This window comes from Niveibacterium umoris (genome assembly GCF_014197015.1).
In the GTDB taxonomy this organism is placed as follows: Bacteria; Pseudomonadota; Gammaproteobacteria; order Burkholderiales; family Rhodocyclaceae; genus Niveibacterium; species Niveibacterium umoris.
In genome coordinates, this window is sequence record NZ_JACIET010000001.1 from 696,667 (window position 1) to 713,752 (window position 17,086).

General features: G+C 64.5%; 15 protein-coding genes. 9 read left to right on the top strand and 6 right to left on the bottom strand.

Translation table 11 applies throughout. From position 1 onward, the window contains the following. Nucleotides 1–12: 12 nt before the first annotated feature. The 5 genes from arsD to GGR36_RS03085 all read right to left on the bottom strand — a co-directional run bounded on the left by arsD (nucleotide 13) and on the right by GGR36_RS03085 (nucleotide 4,460). Entirely contained in the window at nucleotides 13–825 is an 813-nt protein-coding gene (arsD, locus tag GGR36_RS22345; protein WP_207064317.1) for an arsenite efflux transporter metallochaperone ArsD, read from the bottom strand. Nucleotides 826–841: 16 nt separating this feature from the next. Next, a complete protein-coding gene (locus GGR36_RS03070; RefSeq protein WP_183631712.1) occupies nucleotides 842–1,321 on the bottom strand; it encodes an arsenate reductase ArsC in 480 nt (159 codons plus the stop codon). Continuing rightward, nucleotides 1,318–1,695: an ArsR/SmtB family transcription factor gene (locus GGR36_RS03075; RefSeq protein ID WP_183631714.1), complete on the bottom strand. Its 378-nt coding sequence runs from the start codon at nucleotides 1,693–1,695 to the stop codon at nucleotides 1,318–1,320. The genes GGR36_RS03070 and GGR36_RS03075 overlap by 4 nt, the downstream gene beginning before the upstream one ends. A gap of 234 nt (nucleotides 1,696–1,929) precedes the next feature. Then, nucleotides 1,930–2,490, bottom strand: coding sequence for a hypothetical protein (locus GGR36_RS03080; RefSeq protein ID WP_183631716.1), 561 nt, complete (start codon nucleotides 2,488–2,490; stop codon nucleotides 1,930–1,932). Then, nucleotides 2,487–4,460 (bottom strand): alkyl/aryl-sulfatase, encoded by a 1,974-nt coding sequence (locus tag GGR36_RS03085; RefSeq protein WP_183631718.1) that lies wholly within the window; start codon nucleotides 4,458–4,460, stop codon nucleotides 2,487–2,489. Before GGR36_RS03085 ends, GGR36_RS03080 begins: the two co-directional genes overlap by 4 nt. A gap of 822 nt (nucleotides 4,461–5,282) precedes the next feature. Here GGR36_RS03085 and imuA point away from each other — a divergent pair. Genes imuA through GGR36_RS03100 form a run of 3 tightly spaced genes read left to right on the top strand, consistent with a single transcriptional unit; the run spans nucleotide 5,283 to nucleotide 10,625 of the window. Further along, a complete protein-coding gene (gene imuA, locus GGR36_RS03090; RefSeq protein WP_183631720.1) occupies nucleotides 5,283–6,041 on the top strand; it encodes a translesion DNA synthesis-associated protein ImuA in 759 nt (252 codons plus the stop codon). A 43-nt stretch (nucleotides 6,042–6,084) separates the two neighbouring features. After that, complete coding sequence (locus GGR36_RS03095; protein WP_183631721.1) at nucleotides 6,085–7,494, top strand: Y-family DNA polymerase; 1,410 nt, start codon at nucleotides 6,085–6,087, stop codon at nucleotides 7,492–7,494. Further along, nucleotides 7,443–10,625, top strand: a complete 3,183-nt coding sequence (locus GGR36_RS03100; protein ID WP_338086610.1) for an error-prone DNA polymerase — start codon at nucleotides 7,443–7,445, stop codon at nucleotides 10,623–10,625. Before GGR36_RS03095 ends, GGR36_RS03100 begins: the two co-directional genes overlap by 52 nt. A 137-nt stretch (nucleotides 10,626–10,762) precedes the next feature. Here GGR36_RS03100 and GGR36_RS03105 read toward each other — a convergent pair whose 3' ends face one another. Continuing rightward, nucleotides 10,763–11,974 carry a hypothetical protein gene (locus GGR36_RS03105; RefSeq protein WP_183631723.1) on the bottom strand — a complete coding sequence of 404 codons (1,212 nt, stop codon included), beginning with the start codon at nucleotides 11,972–11,974 and terminating at the stop codon, nucleotides 10,763–10,765. A 304-nt stretch (nucleotides 11,975–12,278) separates the two neighbouring features. Between GGR36_RS03105 and folE the strand changes: the two genes are divergently transcribed. From folE to GGR36_RS03135, 6 genes are all read left to right on the top strand, one after another. Next, on the top strand, nucleotides 12,279–12,992 hold the full coding sequence (gene folE / locus GGR36_RS03110) for a GTP cyclohydrolase I (RefSeq protein ID WP_183631725.1): 714 nt from the start codon (nucleotides 12,279–12,281) through the stop codon (nucleotides 12,990–12,992). Nucleotides 12,993–12,999: 7 nt separating this feature from the next. Further along, entirely contained in the window at nucleotides 13,000–13,428 is a 429-nt protein-coding gene (locus GGR36_RS03115) for a BLUF domain-containing protein (RefSeq protein WP_183631727.1), read from the top strand. Nucleotides 13,429–13,592: 164 nt separating this feature from the next. After that, nucleotides 13,593–13,790, top strand: a complete 198-nt coding sequence (locus GGR36_RS21600; protein WP_221229482.1) for a hypothetical protein — start codon at nucleotides 13,593–13,595, stop codon at nucleotides 13,788–13,790. A gap of 325 nt (nucleotides 13,791–14,115) precedes the next feature. Continuing rightward, nucleotides 14,116–16,263 carry an ATP-binding protein gene (locus tag GGR36_RS03125; protein ID WP_183631731.1) on the top strand — a complete coding sequence of 716 codons (2,148 nt, stop codon included), beginning with the start codon at nucleotides 14,116–14,118 and terminating at the stop codon, nucleotides 16,261–16,263. Then, on the top strand, nucleotides 16,263–16,640 hold the full coding sequence (locus tag GGR36_RS03130; protein ID WP_183631733.1) for a response regulator: 378 nt from the start codon (nucleotides 16,263–16,265) through the stop codon (nucleotides 16,638–16,640). The genes GGR36_RS03125 and GGR36_RS03130 overlap by 1 nt, the downstream gene beginning before the upstream one ends. Beyond that, nucleotides 16,633–17,079, top strand: coding sequence for a chemotaxis protein CheX (locus GGR36_RS03135; protein WP_183631735.1), 447 nt, complete (start codon nucleotides 16,633–16,635; stop codon nucleotides 17,077–17,079). The genes GGR36_RS03130 and GGR36_RS03135 overlap by 8 nt, the downstream gene beginning before the upstream one ends. Nucleotides 17,080–17,086: the final 7 nt, after the last annotated feature.

Consider the following 17,086-nt stretch of genomic DNA (forward strand, 5'->3'; position numbering starts at 1 on the left):
CTGCGCCTTCGCTCAGCAACAACGGCTGCCGCTGCAACAGGGCTTGGCGGCGACCGCCTCGCCCTGCAGACCAAGCCAGCGGGTAAGTTCCGCCCGATTCGGGTAGCGGCCGGCGAGTGCAACTTCGCCATCGAGCAGAATCAGCGGCAGGGCTTCGGCACCCGAGCGCTCAAGGAATCCTTTGACGACGGCGTTTTCTGCAAAGGCCATCGGCTGCTGCGCGAGGTTGAAGCGTTCAATCGACGCCCCTTGCGCAGTGGCCCACGCCACATCCGCCGAGAAGCTCACGAGTGCCTGGTCGACGTCGGTGCCACATACGCCGGTGCTGCAACACAGGGCAGGGTCATAGACTTTCAGGGTCTTCATGCTTGTTCCTTTCGTTGCCTCGAAGCACTGCGGATACAGGGCTTCGAGCGCTGCTCGTTGCTCGGTCTTGATGTTGATCGTCGGGCGGATCGATCTTGCGCTGGCTTCGGCCTCGGCAAAGCTCGGGCAGATACCCAGTTCCAGCAATACGCCTGCGGCGACGGTGCCGGTTCGACCTTTGCCTCCACCGCAGTGGAATGCGACTTTCTTGCCGCTTCGGTAAGCCGCGACAACAGCCTGAATCGCGTCGCCGAAGAGTTTGTCCTGCGGTTCGGCGTTGTTGTCGCCAAGCGGGATGCGTTGCCATTCGACCGCTGGCGCCTGTGCCGCCAGGCCTGTGGATTCCTCACGCAGGTCGACCACGACTTCTACCGCTTCGTTGTCGATCATCGCCTGTACGTCGCTGGCAGCACCCAAGTAGATGCGGTCTGCGACGAGTGCCTGATAGGACTTTTCCATGACGGGCTCCTCGCGTTCAGGGCAGCAGCGTACCGATACGGTCGAGCTCGGCCTTGAGGCGCGCGCGGTCGTTCGTGAGTTCGGCAAGCGGCAGCGCGAGGAAGGCTTCGATGCGGGCGCGCAGGATGCGGTAGGCGGTCATGAACGCGGCGTCTATTTCTTCGTCGGTTCCGGTGGCGTGAGCCGGGTCTTCAACCCCCCAGTGCGCGCGCAGCACCGGGCCGATATAGGCCGGGCAGGTTTCGCTGGCGGCATTGCCGCACACGCTCAGCACGATGTCGGGTGTTGCCGGCAGGTTCTCCCACGATTTGCTGTGGTAGCCCTCCGTGTCGATGCCTTCGCGCGCGAGCAACGCAAGTGAGCGCGGATGCACATAGCCGGTCGGCTTGCTACCGGCGCTCATCGCACGCCAGCCCGCGGGCGCGAGGTGGTTGAAGGTCGCCTCGCCAAGGATCGAGCGACAGGAGTTGCCGGTGCACAGGAAGAGAACGTTCATGATTTTTTCGCGGTTCGGGAAGATGAAAGGGGCGGCAGCACTTCGGGGGCACAACACGATGCCTCGCGCAATTCGGCGCATTGCTCGGGATGCCCGGCACAACACTCTTCGGTGAGGTAAGCGACCAGATCGAGCATCAGCGGCAGGTTTGCGCGGTAACGCTGGTAGCGGCCCTCCTGTTCGACGGTTGCGAGGCCTGACTGCACCAGCGCCTTCAGGTGGAAGGATGTATTGGTGGGCGGCAGTTCGAGCGCCTGGGCGATTTCGCTTGAAACCATGCCCTCGTGACCTTTGCGCACAAGCAGGCGAAAGGCGTCGAGGCGGATGCCGGAGGCGAGCGATTCGAAGAGCGTGGTAGCGGTAGTGCGGTCCATACAACAATACTACAACAATAATTGGAGTGTTGCCTGCGTGTTGACGCGAACGCCACGGCTCGCCCGCCATCTCGCGGCAATGCAACCCGCTTATTCAATTGAAAGAGCCGCTATGTCGTACGACCTGGCAAGCGCAAGGCAATCATTGGGCAAGCGCCAGCATCTGGCCGTCCCGGAAAAAAGAATGCCCGAGGGTAAAGCGCCTCGGGCATTCGGCCGATCAAACCAGCGGATTCAACGCAGCGCCGTGGTCGCCTTTGCGTCCGGGTAGGCTTGACGCAGCAGGCCAAGCAGTCGGTCGCGCGCAGCGGTGTCACCGTGAACCGCGAGCAGGCCCATCGAAAGGGCCCGATCAGCTGACAATTGCCCGCTGACCATGTCGCGCAGGGCTGCGCCCGATGCAAGCACTGTCGTGTCGGTGTGAAGACCGTCGACGTGGGTTGCAAGCGACCAGCGTCCTGCCCTTGCACTGACGCGTGTCCAGACGCCCGCCTCAACCTGCAGCACCGCAAAAGCGCGCATCGAACGCGGGGCAGCCGGTAATGCCGCCACGAAGGCGCGCAGACGTTCGTCTGCCCGTTCATGGGCCGCTTGCGTGTCGAGTGCCGTATCGGGGCTCAGCCAGCCGCTGCTGATGGCGTCATGCGCAGCAAAGGCCACCGCGAGTGAGCCTTCGTGCGCAGCAGCCAGCGAATCGCCCATGCCGCCCTCCAGCCCACAAGCGGTCGCCGCCGCGCAGAGCGTGGTCGCGAGCAGGGCTGCTGCCAGCCCCGTTAGCGTTCCTGAGCGGTTCATGGAGTAACGATGTGGAACCAGAACGGGAAGGTGTCGAGCAAGCCCATGAACTCGGCGAAGGCTTCGCGCTTGCCGTCTATCTTCAGCGCGCCTGATGCAACCGCCTGCTCCAGCGTGATTTCCTTGAGCTGGATGGCGTCGAGCGTGCCTTTGCTCAGGGTGAGCTTGGCATCGGCCTGGGCCAGCGGCTTGCCGTAGTTGAGCACCGCGTTCTCAACCGCAAGACCGTATTGCTTCTTCAGATCGGTGAAGTCGATGTTGAGGCCGATCTTCTTGCCTGCAGCCTTCGGCCCGTTCAGACGCACCGCCAGGTAGTCGAACAGCATTTCCGGCGGCATCGCCTTGATAGTGTCAGGTGTGGCGGTGTTGATGCCGCCTGCAGCCGGTACGCCGTTGCGCAGTTCGTAGGCGCCCATCAGATACACGCCGCGCCACGGTCCGCTTTCGGCCTGGTAGCCAAGCTGTTCCAGCGAGTCGGCAAGCAGTTCCTTGCCGGCCTTGCTGTTCGGGTTCGCGAACACGACGTGCTTGAGCGCTTCGGCCGTCCAGCGGTATTCGCCCTTGGCGAAGTCGGCTTTGGCGCGCTTGATCACAGCGGCTTCCCCGCCCATGTACTCCACGTATTTCTTGGCGGACTGTTCGGGCGGCAGGTTGTTCAGATTGGCAGGGTTGCCGTTGTACCAGCCCATGTAGCGTTGATACACGGCGCGCGAGTTGTGGCGCAGTGAACCGTAGTAGCCGCGGTTGGGCCAGAACTTGTCGAGCTCGGGCGGCAGTTTGATCATCTCGGAGATTTCTTCGCCGGTGTAACCCTTGTTCATCAGGTTGACCGACTGGTCGTGCGTGTACTTGTACAGGTCGCGCTGCTTCTTCCAGTAATCGATGATCTTGTCTGTGCCCCACTGCGGCCAGTGGTGGCTCTGGAACTTCACGTCGGTTTTTGCGCCGTAAAGATCAATGGTCTCGTTCAGGTAGCTCGCCCACTTGAGCGCGTCGCGCACCTGCGCGCCACGCAGGGTGAGGATGTTGTGCATCGTATTGGTCGAGTTCTCGGCCATCCACATCGCCTTGAACTGCGGGAAGAAGGTGTTCATCTCGGCCGGCGCTTCGGTGCCCGGTGTCATCTGGAACACCATCTTCACGCCATCCACGACGTACTCTTCGCCGGTCTTCTTCACCTCGTCGGTCGGGATCACCAGGGTGCCGGTGCCGGTCGATGTGGTCTGACCCAGCCCTCCGTTCACGCCGCCGAACTCGTTGCGCGGCAGCAGCGCGCCGTACATGTAGATCGCGCGGCGCGACATGGCATTGCCGGCGATCACGTTTTCACTGACGGCATGCTCGGTGAAGTGCTCGGGTGCGAATACCCGGACCTTGCCGGACTTGAAATCTTCGTCGCTGGCCAGACCGCGTACACCACCGTAGTGATCGACGTGCGAGTGGCTATACACCACCGCAACGACCGGGCGCTTGCCGAGTTTTTCGTTCGCGAAATCGAGCGCCGCCTTGGCGGTTTCGGTCGAGATCAACGGATCGAAAACGATCCAGCCGGTATCGCCTTGAATGAAGGTGATGTTCGAGAGATCGAACCCACGCACCTGATAGATGCGATCGGTGACCTTGAACAGACCGTTGATCATGTTCAGTTGGGCGTTGCGGTAAAGGCTGGGGTTGATCGAATCCGGCGCCGCCTTGTCCTCGCTGATGTACGTCTTGTAGGCCTCCAGATCCCAGACCACTTCGCCCTTGGCGTTCTTGATGGTCAGGGTTGCCGGTGTTGCGATGAAACCCCGGTGCGCGTCTTCAAAGTCGGATTTGTCGTTGAAAGGCAGCTCTTTCAGCACCGCTGCATTGGCGGCTTTGGTGGCGGCGGTGGCAGGTTTGCCGCCGACGGGTTTGGCCTGCTGTGCCCAGCTGGGCGTTGCAAAAGCCATAGCCAGGACTGCAGCCACGGAGATGACAGTCTTCATTGCGGGTACTCCATTTTTGAGTGGGAGAACTGCGGACTGCTTGGTCGCGCCGGACTGCGGTGCGAGGGTCTGGCGATTGTATTACCCGGGTTGTCGTATCAACATTTATTTCGGGAGCCGGGGCGTTTGTTCATGTTGCGTTGCTATGCAAGGGTAGCGCTGTCCCTTTTGTGGATCGGGCCGCGCACTTGTACGGGCTCAGGTGTATCGCGCGCCACCAGGCATTCCCCCAAGTGGTTGCAATGTGCGGGGCGATCGGACGCGGGCCCCGCATTAAGCTGCTTGCTTAGCTTGAATACTGTAATAAAATACAGTTGTTGCCGCGCGATCTTCGCGCTGCATGAAGCGGAGATGTGGGCCATGCAGGATCAGGGCGATGGGTATGGCGGGCCGAGTGCCTGCGGGATCACGGTGGAAGTCGAGTCCGGTGACACCCCCTGTCATCGCAAGGGCGATTGCCTGTGGCATGTCTCGCGCGAGCAGGTCAGGCTGCAAGCCCCGCCCGGCGTGGTGCCCCCTCACACTGCCATGCGGCATGGCGGTCTGCAGCATTTTTGTCCGGTCTGCGACAGCGCGACCTTTGACACAGTGCCCGATCCGCTTTGGTTCGAGCCTGTCGCGACCCGGCCACGCAGGCCCGCCAGCCAGGCGCCGTGGATGCCGTATCCACGCTGCGAGGGGCGAAGTTACTGATCGCCTGCGGTTCGTACAGAGTGCGCCCCGCTTCGTGCCGGCCTCGTCTGCGGGTCCCGGTTTTTCCTACAGGGCTTGCGTTGCGCGCCCTGGTTTCCACGCCACTGTTTTCAGACTCCCTATCGGCTCATGTCGCAGGCCCCGCTTCCGATTTCCGCTCTGCTGCAACGCGCCGACCTCTGGCGCGGGGATGCGCTTGGCCGGGTGGAGGAGGCGAGCAGTACCGGTTTTGACGCGCTGGATGCAGCGCTGCCGGGCGGCGGTTGGCCGCAGGGCGCGCTGACCGAACTGTTGCTGCCGGCGGCGGGGCTGGGCGGCGGACTGGGCGAGGTGTCGCTGCTGATGCCGGCGCTGCGCGCGCTGGAGTCTGACGCCGGCTGGGTGGCCCTGGTGGCGCCGCCCTGGCTGCCGCACGCCGCCGCCTGGCAGGCGGCAGGGCAAAGCCTGTCGCGCCTGTTGATCGTCGAGGCGGGGCGCGACGATGCCGCCTGGGCGAGCGAGCAGTTGCTCGCCAGCGGTGCGGTGGCGGCCTTGCTGGCCTGGCTGCCCGACAGCGATGCGCGCGCGCTGCGCCGGCTGCAACTGGCGATGGCTGAACGTCGCACGCTTGCCTTCGTCTTCCGCGGCGAGCAGCAGGCGACTTCAGCCTCGCCGGCGCCACTGCGTATTGCTCTGGGTGCGTCCGACAGCGGGCTGGCGCTGCGCATCCTCAAACGCCGCGGCCCACCGCTGGCGCAGCCGCTGTTGTTGGAGGTGGCACGTCCGGTCAGTTGGGCCAGGCTTGCAGCGCGGCGTCCGCTGGCTGTGCCGTCGCTACCCGTGGCGCGCCTCGCCAGCGTTGTCGCGCGCACACCGGTACGCGCGCTGGCGTCGGCATTGCGACGCTGAATCGCCACGCCTTGCGTGCCGACTGCACCCGAAAGCGCCTGCAATGCTCTGGCTGGCCCTGCAACTTTTCCGTTTGCCGATCGAGGTCTTCGCGGCCCGCGCGCCGGCCGTGGCGGTGGCGCGCGGCCGTGTGCTGGCGGCCGATGCGGTGGCCGAGGCGGCCGGCGTGCAAGCGGGACAGAAACTTTCCAGCGCATTGGGGCTGGCACCGCAGCTCACCGCCTGCGAGCGCGACCCGCAGCGCGAGGCCGCCGCACTGGCGCGCCTGGCCTGCTGGGCGGGGCGCTTCAGCCCGCAGGTCAGCCTCGCGCCGCCGGATGAATTGCTGATCGAAATCGGCGGCAGCCTGCGCCTGTTCAAGGGCCTCGACGCCTTGCTGGGCGAGGTGGAGGCGGGCGTATCGGCCGAGGGCTACAGCTACCGCATCGGGTTGGCGCGTACGCCGCTCGCGGCGCAGTGGTTCGCACGTGCCGGGGTGGCGGGCCATGAGGCCGATGCCGCAGCCGAACAGGCGCGGCTGGCGGCTTTGCCGCTGGGCGTGATCGGCTTCGATGAACGTGCTGCCCGGCGCCTGGCGGTACTGGGGCTTGCCCGCATCGGCGAGTTGCTGGTGCTGCCACAGGCGTCGCTGGCACGACGCTTCGGGCCGGATCTGCCGCTGCAACTGGCGCAGGCGCGCGGCGAGGTGCCGGATCTGCGCCGCAGCTTCGACTTCCCCGAACGCTTTTCCGAATACCTCGAACTGCCGGCGCGGGTGGAGCAGGCGCCGATGTTGCTGTTCGGCGCGCGGCGCCTGCTGCAGGCGCTGGCCGGCTGGCTCAATGCGCGTGGCGCCGGTTTGCAGCACTGCGTGCTGGAACTGGAACACGAAGACATCGACGACGCGCAACTGGCCCTCGGCTTCGCCGCGCCGACACGCGACGGCGATCGCCTGGTGCGGGTACTGCGCGAACGGCTTGAACGGCTTGCACTGGCGGCGCCGGTGGTGGGGCTGCGACTGGTCGCCGAGCGGATCGAATCGCTGCCCGGCGAGAGCGTGGGCCTGTTTGGCGAAGCCGGCGCGCAACGCATCGCACCGGTGGTCGAACGCCTGCGCGCGCGGCTTGGGCGCGAGGCGGTGCACGGCGTCGCGGTGGTGGCCGGGCATCGGCCGGAATGCAGCACGCGGGCGGTGGATTGGCCGCAAGCCGGCGCGCCGCAGGCCACCCCCACGCGCCCGCTGTGGCTGCTGCGCGAAGCGCGCCCGCTGCCCGAACAAGGTGGCCGTCCGCATCACGATGGCCCGCTGCAACTGCTGACCCGCCCCGAGCGGATCGAGAGCGGCTGGTGGGATGCCGGCGAGGGGCTGGGCGATGTGCGGCGCGACTACCATGTGGCGCTGAGCGCGCGCGGCGAGTGGCTGTGGATCTACCGCGACGCGGCGGGCTGGTGGTTGCAGGGGGTGTTCGGGTGAAGGCGCTGCCGGCCTATGCCGAACTCCACTGCCTGTCGAACTTCAGCTTCATGCGCGGAGCCTCGCACCCGGAGGAACTGGTCGAGCGGGCCCATCGACTCGGCTACACCGCGCTCGCGATTACCGACGAGTGTTCGTTTGCCGGTGCGGTGAGGGCTTTCGATGCCTGGCGCCAGTTGCGTGAGCGCGCGGGCGGGCAGATCGATTTCCGCCTCATCCACGGCGCCGAGTTCCGCTTCGAATGCGGGCTGAAGCTGGTGCTGCTGGCGCAGAACCGCGCCGGCTACGGCAACCTCTCGGCACTGATCACGCTGGGCCGGCGGCGGGCGGAGAAGGGCGAATACCGGCTGGTGCGCGGCGATCTGGAATCGGTGTCACCCAACGGTGCGGTGCCGGATTGTCTTGCCTTGTGGGTGCCCGATGAGGCGCCGAACGAAGCAGATGGTCGCTGGCTCGCGCAGCGCTTTCCCGGCCGCGTCTGGCTGGCGGTGGAACTGCTCAGCGGCCCGGATGACGCGGCACGGTTGGCGAGCTTGCAGGCACTGGCCGAGGCCTGTGGCATGCCCTGTGTGGCGAGCGGCGATGTGCACATGCACGCGCGGCTGCGCCGCCCCTTGCAGGATGTGCTCACCGCCACGCGCCTGGGCACCACCGTGTTCGAAGCGGGCGACCGCCTCTACCCGAATGGTGAACGTCACCTGCGCCAGCCGCTGCGGCTCTCGCGCCTGTACCCGGCTGCCTTGCTGGAAGAATCTGCCCGCATCGCGGCGATGTGCGACTTCACGCTGGAAGAGCTGCGCTACGAATACCCGGACGAGATCGTGCCGCACGGCGAAACGCCAAGCAGCTACCTGCGCCGCGAAACCCTCGCCGGGCTCGCGCGACGCTACCCGGCCGGTGTGCCGGACAAGGTGCATGCGACGGTCGAGCACGAACTCGCGCTGATTGCCGAGCTGCGTTACGAGCCCTTCTTCCTCACGGTCTACGACATCGTCTGTTTTGCCAAGGGCGAGGGCATCCTGTGTCAGGGGCGCGGCTCGGCGGCCAACTCGGTGGTCTGCTACGCGCTGGGGATCACCGAAGTGGACCCGATGCGCGCCTCGTTGCTGTTCGAGCGCTTCCTGTCGAAAGAGCGCAACGAGCCGCCCGACATCGACGTCGACTTCGAACATGAGCGGCGCGAGATCGTGATCCAGTACATCTACCGCAAGTACAGCCGCGAACGTGCCGCGCTGGCTGCCACGCTGATCCGCTACCGCACCAAGGGGGCATTGCGTGACGCGGGCCGCGCACTGGGGTTCGGCATCGAACAGATCGATGCGCTGTCCGGTTCGCTGAGCTGGTGGGACAAGCGCGAGCAGCTGCCGGAGCGGCTCGCCGAGATCGGGCTCGATGCGAAGAGCCCGCGGGTCGCGAAGTGGCTGGCGCTGACCAACATGCTGATCGGCTTCCCGCGTCACCTCTCGCAGCATGTGGGCGGTTTCGTGATCTCGCGCGGGCCGTTGTCGCGCCTGGTGCCGGTGGAAAACGCCGCGATGGAAGACCGCTCGGTGATCCAGTGGGACAAGGATGACCTCGAATCGCTCGGCTTGCTCAAGGTCGATGTGCTGGCGCTGGGCATGCTCACCGCCTTGAAGCGTTCGCTCGATCTGGTGAGCCTGCGGCGCCGACGCGCCTTTACGCTGGCGGACATTCCGGCCAAGGATGCCGCGACCTTCGAGATGCTCTGCCAGGCCGATTCGGTCGGCGTGTTCCAGGTCGAATCGCGCGCGCAGATGAGCATGCTGCCGCGCCTGCAGCCGCGCGAGTTCTACGACCTGGTGGTGCAGGTGGCGATCGTGCGGCCGGGGCCGATCCAGGGCGACATGGTGCATCCCTACCTCGCGCACCGGGCCGACCCGGACGCGGCCCGCGCCGCGATGGCACGCCTGCCGCCGGCGGTGGCCGCGGTGCTGGCGCGCACCTGTGGCGTGCCGATCTTTCAGGAACAGGTGATGAAGCTCGCGGTGGTCGCCGCCGGCTTCTCGCCCGGCGAGGCCGACCAGTTGCGCCGCGCGATGGCGTCGTGGCGGCAGAAGGGCCATATCGACCGTTTCAAGGACAAGCTGCGCCACGGCATGGCCGAGCGTGGCCATCCGCCCGAGTTTGCCGAGGCGCTGTGCCGCCAGATCGAAGGCTTCGGCGAGTACGGTTTTCCGGAATCGCACGCGGCGAGCTTTGCGCTGCTCGCCTACAGCTCGGCCTGGATGAAACGCCACGAGCCAGAGGCCTTCCTGTGTGGCTTGCTCAACAGCCAGCCGATGGGTTTCTACGCGCCTTCACAACTGGTGCAGGATGCGCGCCGCCACGGCGTGCAGGTGCTGCCGGTCGATGTGATGCATAGCGACTGGGACAGTGGCTTCGAGCGTGTCGCCGATGCGCGGCGGCCCGCGGTGCGGCTGGGACTACGCGAGATACGCGGCTTTGCGCAAGCTGCGGCGGAACGCATCGTTGCGGCGCGTACGCGGGCGCCGTTCAGCTGCGTGGATGATCTGGCGCACCGCGCGATGCAGGGCGCGCGCGATCTGGAATTGCTGGCCGGGGCGGGGGCCTTGAAAGCGCTTGCCGGACACCGCCGGCAAGCCGCCTGGCAGGTCAGCGGCGTGCAGCGGCAGGGCGATCTGTTCGACAGCGCGCCGCCGGCCGAGACCCCGGTGGCCTTCGCTGCCCCGCGAGAAGGGGAAGACATCGTCGCCGACTACGCCAGCACCGGGCTGACCCTGGGCCGCCACCCGCTGGCGCTGCTGCGCGACCGCCTTGCGGCGCAACGTTTCCTCGCTGCCGGGGTGATACGCGGTGCGCAGGACAGGGCGCTGGTGCGCGCCGCCGGCATCGTGATCGGCCGCCAGCGCCCGGGGACAGCCAGCGGGGTGATTTTCGTGACGCTGGAAGACGAGACCGGGCAGGCCAACATCGTTGTGTATTCGGATCTTGCCGAACGCCAGCGTCGCGAACTGCTCGGCGCCCGGCTGCTGGGCGTGTATGGGCAGCTGCAGCGCGAAGGCGAAGTGGTGCATGTGCTGGCAAAGCGTCTGGTCGATCTCTCGTCGCTACTTGGGGCCTTGCCAACGGTGAGCCGGGACTTTCATTGAGCCGGGGTACGGGCACGTCTGCACCGGCCTGACGGGCGCACCACATCGCGCACCAGGGAAGCCATCAAACATGTCTTGGTCGCTGCGCGCGCCGCGCCTTGCGCTGCATCCGTCTCGCTCGCTGATTCAGACCTTCCCTAGAAGATGACGGTGATGAGTCGTTTCACGAGTTCTTCGAGCGGCATCATCGTCAGTACCAGCGGCGCCAGAGGCGCGAGCACTGCGACAGTGAGCCGCATCAGCGTGTCGCGCGTGATCGGCGCGAAGCGCATCTCCGCAACGATGCGCAGGCTGTTGTTCAGGTCTGACAGCGACTGGATGTCGGTGCTGCCGAGCAGCGATTCACCCTGCGGTGTCGCGCCGCGCATCCACTTGGTGTCGAACTCGCGGACGTAGCGCTGTGCGAGGGCGCCGTATTCGAGCAGACCGTTGCGCTTGGCTTGCGCGAGCTGGGGCGCGAAGACGAGCAGGGGGCCGAGCACCATCGCCAGCATCACCACCAGCAGCGTGATGATCTCGAACTTGAACGATGGCAGCGTTGCGCCCAGATACAGGATGCGATTGGCCAGGTTGCCGGCGAGCAGGGCACCGTGCGCGAGCAGCAGCGGCATGAAGGCGTAGGCGGTGCCCGACAGGAAGCCGAGTCCGCCGAGGCGATCGGGGTGGATCGGCGAGAGCGCAAGCTCGATGCGCGACACCTGCCACAGGAAGCGCATCCAGATGAAGAGCCGGAAATACCAGCGCAGTAGCAGGAACTGGAAGACCGGCAGGCTGATGTAGCCGAACCAGTAGCCGGCGAGGGTGAGCGAGGTCCCTTCACCCGACGCGATCGAATACCAGGTGCTGGCGTCGAGCGCGGTGTACTGGCGCCAGATGAGCTGAACCCCCAAGCTGTACACCACGCCGATCAGCGCAAGCTCGGCCACGGTCGAATTGCGCAGGCGCATGGCCGACGCGAGCGCAGCCTCGAAGCGCGCGATGGCGCCGGGCGGAATCAGTTGCCGCTCCTGAAACTGTGCCACCAGTTCCCGCATCCTCAGGTGCACTACCAGTTCGGCAATGATCAGCAGCGGCACCACTACCAGGAAGCGGCCGTGTGCTTCGAAGTCGTAGAGAAACGGCACAGCGAGCTTGCCGTGGAGCAAGTTGCCATCGATACCCGCAAGGATCAGCAGCGGCAGCCAGCAGAACAGTGCGATCACGGCGATGCGTTGGCCAACCAGGTGAAGCTGATTGTCCGAAAGGTGGGCGCGACGCAGCATCTGGAACAGCGGGCCGCCCAGCACAAGCGAGAAGTCGGTGACGTTCCGAAGCAGCCTCGGATTGGGCGCATGCGCGCTGATGCTCATTTTGTTTGCCTCCCGACCAGACCGAACTTGTCGGCGATCCGCGATGCGAGACAGGCCGGTTTCACACCACATGGGTTGCACCGCGTACTCGGCCTTCTTTGATTGTGGGCCGCGAGCGGGCGCTACGCCACCCGCGAACAGCGGTAGGCTTGATGCGTCTCAGCGGTGTCGGCTGGGCTCGGACTGGAAAGCGTGGTGATTGCGTCAAGGCTTGGCCGGCACGCCACGGAACGCCATCACATGGTTTGCGGTCGAAGCGGCGTTGTACGACACTCCTTCAACCTCTACCTGAACACGGCCCATCATGAGCGAAGCCACACAGACGCCCGATACACCTGCCGTCCAACCGGTGTCGGCACGTATTCGCGAGCGGATCTACCGCGCCAGACAGCGTTTCCACGCCAACGACAACATCTCGGCCTTCATTGAGCCCGGCGAGCTGGATGCGCTGCTCGATGAAGTCGAAGGCAAGATGAAAGGGGTGCTGGAGAGCCTCGTCATCGATACCGAGAGCGACCACAACACGCAGGAAACCGCGCGTCGGGTGGCCAAGATGTACCTGACCGAGGTGTTCCGGGGCCGCTACATGCCGGCCCCGCCGGTGACCGAGTTCCCCAACGCCGAACGACTCAACGAGCTGATGATCGTCGGCCCGATCACCGTGCGTAGCGCCTGCAGTCACCACTTCTGCCCGATCATGGGGCGCTTGTGGATAGGCCTGATGCCCAACGAGCATTCGAACCTGATCGGGCTCTCGAAGTACTCGCGACTGGCCGAGTGGATCATGAGCCGCCCCCAGATCCAGGAGGAAGCGATCACCCAGATGGCGGAGCTGCTGATGCGCAAGGTCAGCCCAGACGGCCTCGCGGTGGTCATGGAGGCCGATCACTTCTGCATGCACTGGCGCGGGGTCAAGGATTCCGAAACCAAGATGATCAACAGCGTGATGCGCGGATCATTCCTCAAGGATGCGGCGCTGCGCCGCGAGTTCCTCTCTCTGCTCAACCTGAAAAACTGAGGCACCGATGCTCGTACGTTTGCTCTACGCCAGTCGTGCGGCGACGCCGCTCACGTCCACCGTGGTGGATTCGATCCTCGCGCAGTCGCGTGACCACAACCCCAAGTTCGGCATTACCGGCATCCTCTGCTACAGCGACGACCTGTTCCTCCAGGTGCTCGAAGGCGGACGCGACGAGGTGTGCGAACTGTTCAACGCGATCGTGCGCGATGACCGCCATACGAACGTGCGCATCCTCTCGTTCGAAGAGATTCCGGAGCGCCGCTTCGGGGGCTGGACGATGGGCCATGTGAACATGGCGACGGTCAACCCGTCGCTGCTACTCAAGTACACCGAGCGGCCGCAACTGAACCCGTTCAACTGCTCCGGGCAGGCGTCCATGGCGCTGCTGCTCGAGTTGATCGCCACCGCATCGGTCATCGGGCGCTGCGCATGATCCGCTGATCGGGCGCGGTGTCGGCGATTCGCCGGCGAAGACTTTACTGCATCGTTCTTTTCAAAGAAGAAGGGGGCCTTTCCGGCCCCCTTTTCTTATTGTCTGTTCGCGATATCGCCGCGTGCCTTTCCGAAGTTCATTGCTCGCACCAATTAATCCTGCACATGAGGAATGAACTGCAATCAGGAATAAATGCTGAATGCATTGCAGGAATTCCGCCTACACGATTCGATTTTCGCGCTCGATTGCCTGGTTATGGGAATGCATTCCATATTTTCTTGATAAAGCAGCAGGGGGATAAACACTTTGTGGCAAGTGGCATATCTGTGATGGCTGTAAATCAAGTGCCGATGGGCATTTGAGCGATATTGAAATGACTTTGCGATAGTTCAGAAGGCGGAATGCATGGCCGAAAAAGCGGTCTATCGAGAATGTGCATGTCATTTACCAATTGCCGCTCATTCCGAAAAATGCGCCGTTCGTCGTGTCATAAATTATTCACTTCGTCCACCTACGCAATTGGGCCTAAACATGAAAGTAACAGGAGCGGCTAGGGCCTGGCATTGCGGCAATTCTTGAGAGTGCGTTCCGACATGCTTGTCGGAATATGCCTGACAGATACCGGATGCCACCTCATATGGCTGCTTTCTCCGGGTCGAAAACGCACTTGAACGAGGGGCCGGGAACATGCTGAAACTGGGTTTGGGCAAGTACCGATTGATCGTCATCCTGATCACGCTGTTTCTGGTGTTCGACGTCGGCGTGCTCGGGATGACTTTCGTGATTTCGCGGCAGCTGACAGCTGATGCCATGTCGATCAACCTCGCGGGTCAGCACCGCTACCTGATCCAGAAGCTGGCGAAGACCGCCTTGCTGATCGATCAGGATGCGACGCAGGGCACCTTCGACAGTAACGGCACCTCCAGCCTGAACGAGGTCAAGGACCTGATCGCGACCGCAGATCGCTTCAACGCGATCAACGCAACCTTCGATGGTGGCGCGAAGCTGCCGGACATGGTCGAGGATCTGGCTCTGACCCCGAGCCAGGACGAGCAGGCGGCCGCACTGTTTGCGCTGGTGAAGGACCTGTGGGCCCCGATCAACGCCGAGGTGCAGGCGCTCAATCAGCCCAAGCCGGGTTTCCGGCCGGATGTCGGGCCGCTGCTGCAGGTGCTGATCCCGAACAACCTGAACCTGCTGAGCACGACGAACATCCTCACCAGCCGGCTTGAAGCGCTGTCGGCCGCGAAGGCCGCGAAGCTGCGCATGGTGCAGATAGCCGGCATGGTGCTGGCGCTCGCGAACTTCGGATTCATCCTGTACAGCTTCCTCGGCCAGCTCCGGAAGAGCGACATGGCGGTGGAGCGCGCGCAGCGCGAGACGGCGGACATTCTGCGCACCACTCAGGAAGGCCTGTTCCTGCTCGACCCCGAATTCCGCATGGGATCGCAGACATCGAACGCGCTCTCGAAGATCCTCGGCGTCGAAGCGAAGCCGGGCGAGAGCTTCCTCGATTTGCTCAAGCCGCTGGTGACGCCGAAGACCTATGAGACTGCCAAGGAGTACATCGAACTCCTGCTGCGCCACGATGTGAAAGAGAAACTGGTCGCCAGCCTCAATCCGCTCGACTGCATCGAGATCAGCACGGTCCGGCAGAACGGCGCCGTCGAATCACGCTTCCTGCAGATCCGCTTCAACCGGGTGCTCCAGGACCAGAAGGTGACGCACCTGCTGGTCACGGCGAACGACATCACCCGCCGCGTGAAGCTCGAGCGCGAACTCAAGGACAGCGAGCGCCGTGTGCAGGACCAGATGGGCATGATGGTGCACATCCTGCAGGCCGACCCTCGCCAGTTGCAGGACTTCCTGCTGGCGGCAACCGAAGGCCTCAACCAGATCAACGAAGACCTGCGTACCGCCAGCCCGACGACCGGCGTCTCGACGCCACGGGTCGACGCGATGATGCGTGCCACGCACCGCCTCAAGGGCGACGCAGCGGCCCTGAACCTCGAAGCCGTGACGCAGTCGCTGCATGGCTTCGAGTCGCTGCTGCAAGAGTTGCGCGCGCAGACGCGCCGCAGCAGCGACGACCTGCTGCCGGTGGCGGTGCGGGTCAAGGGCTTGTATCAGGAGATCAACGCGATCCAGGATGTGATCGCCCGGATCGGCCAGGTGCGGGGTGTGGTCAGCGTCGAGCCGCCGAAGCCTGCTCACGACCCCGAACTTGCGGCGCAGGCCTTTGTGCGGCAGTGGCGCGGGTTTGCGCAACAGCTTGCGAAGCGGCACGAGAAACAGGTGGAACTGAGCTATCAGGGCCTCGACCTCGAGACGCTGAATCCGCAACTGCGCGAAGCGGTGAACACGATGGTCAATCAGTTCATCCGCAATGCGCTGGTGCATGGCGTCGAGCAGCCGGCGGACCGCAAGAAGCGTGGCAAGTCAGAAGCGGGCCATCTCTCCGTGTACATCTCGAATCAGGGCGACGGCACGCTCGAGCTGAGCTTCCGCGACGACGGACGCGGCATCGACCCGGAACGGATACGCGATGCGGTAGTCCGCTCAGGTCGGTTCTCGGCCGACACCGCCAAGGTGCTCGACGCCCGGCGGTTGACGCTGATGATCTTCGAGCCGGGGCTCTCGACCCACGAAAAGGTCGACGAAGACGCCGGCCGTGGCGTCGGCCTCGATGCCGTGAAGGAAATGATTACCCGTCTGGGCGGGCGCATCCGCATCGGCACGACGACCGGCGAGTACTGCCACTTCCGCGTGCAACTGCCGATGAAGGCCGAACCGCGCGACACCACCATCGATGACACGATCAAGGAGGTCGCCTGATGGCTCTCAAACTGATGATCGTGGATGACTCAAACATCATCCGCAGCAAGATCACCCGCACGTTGTCGCAGCACGACATGGAAGTGGTGGCGACCGCCAGCAACGGCGAGGAGGCAGTGAAGCGCTTCGGCGAGAAGAAGCCCGACGTGGTGACGATGGACCTGACGATGCCGCGCATGGACGGGCTCGAATGCATCCGCGCGCTGCGCAAGCTCAACCCGACGATCCGGATCCTGGTGGTGTCGGCGCTGGCCGACAAGGCGACCGCGATCCAGGCGCTGAAGGAGGGTGCGCAGGGCTTTCTCTGCAAGCCTTTCTCGGAAACCGATCTCACCGAGGCGATGGAAGAACTTCTTGGGGACGACGCAAATGGATGAGCAACAACTTCGTGTCTTCATCGACATAGTCACCCAGTACTTCGAACGGCAGACCGGCAAGGCGCCGGAAGTCGGCAGCCCCTACCTGGGCGAGGCAAGCGCGCTGCCGATCTACGACTTCACCGGGGTGATCGGCATCTCGGGCGAGCGGCAGGGCTGCGTCTACGTCACCGCACACCGTGACCTGCTGCGCCAGCTCTTGCTGCATGTCGGCGAGTCGGATGTGTCGGACACCAACCTGTGCGATCTCGTCGGCGAGGTGGCCAACACCATCTCCGGCAACGCACGCCGCTTCTTCGGGCCGGATTTCATGATCTCGGTGCCGGTGATCGTGTCGGGCAACGCCAAGGCGATCCAGGTGCCGAAGAGCGTCAAGGCCTACATCCTGCCGCTGCGCTGGCACAAGTTCGAAGCCGCGCTGGTGGTGAGCCTGCAGTGAGCGCTGA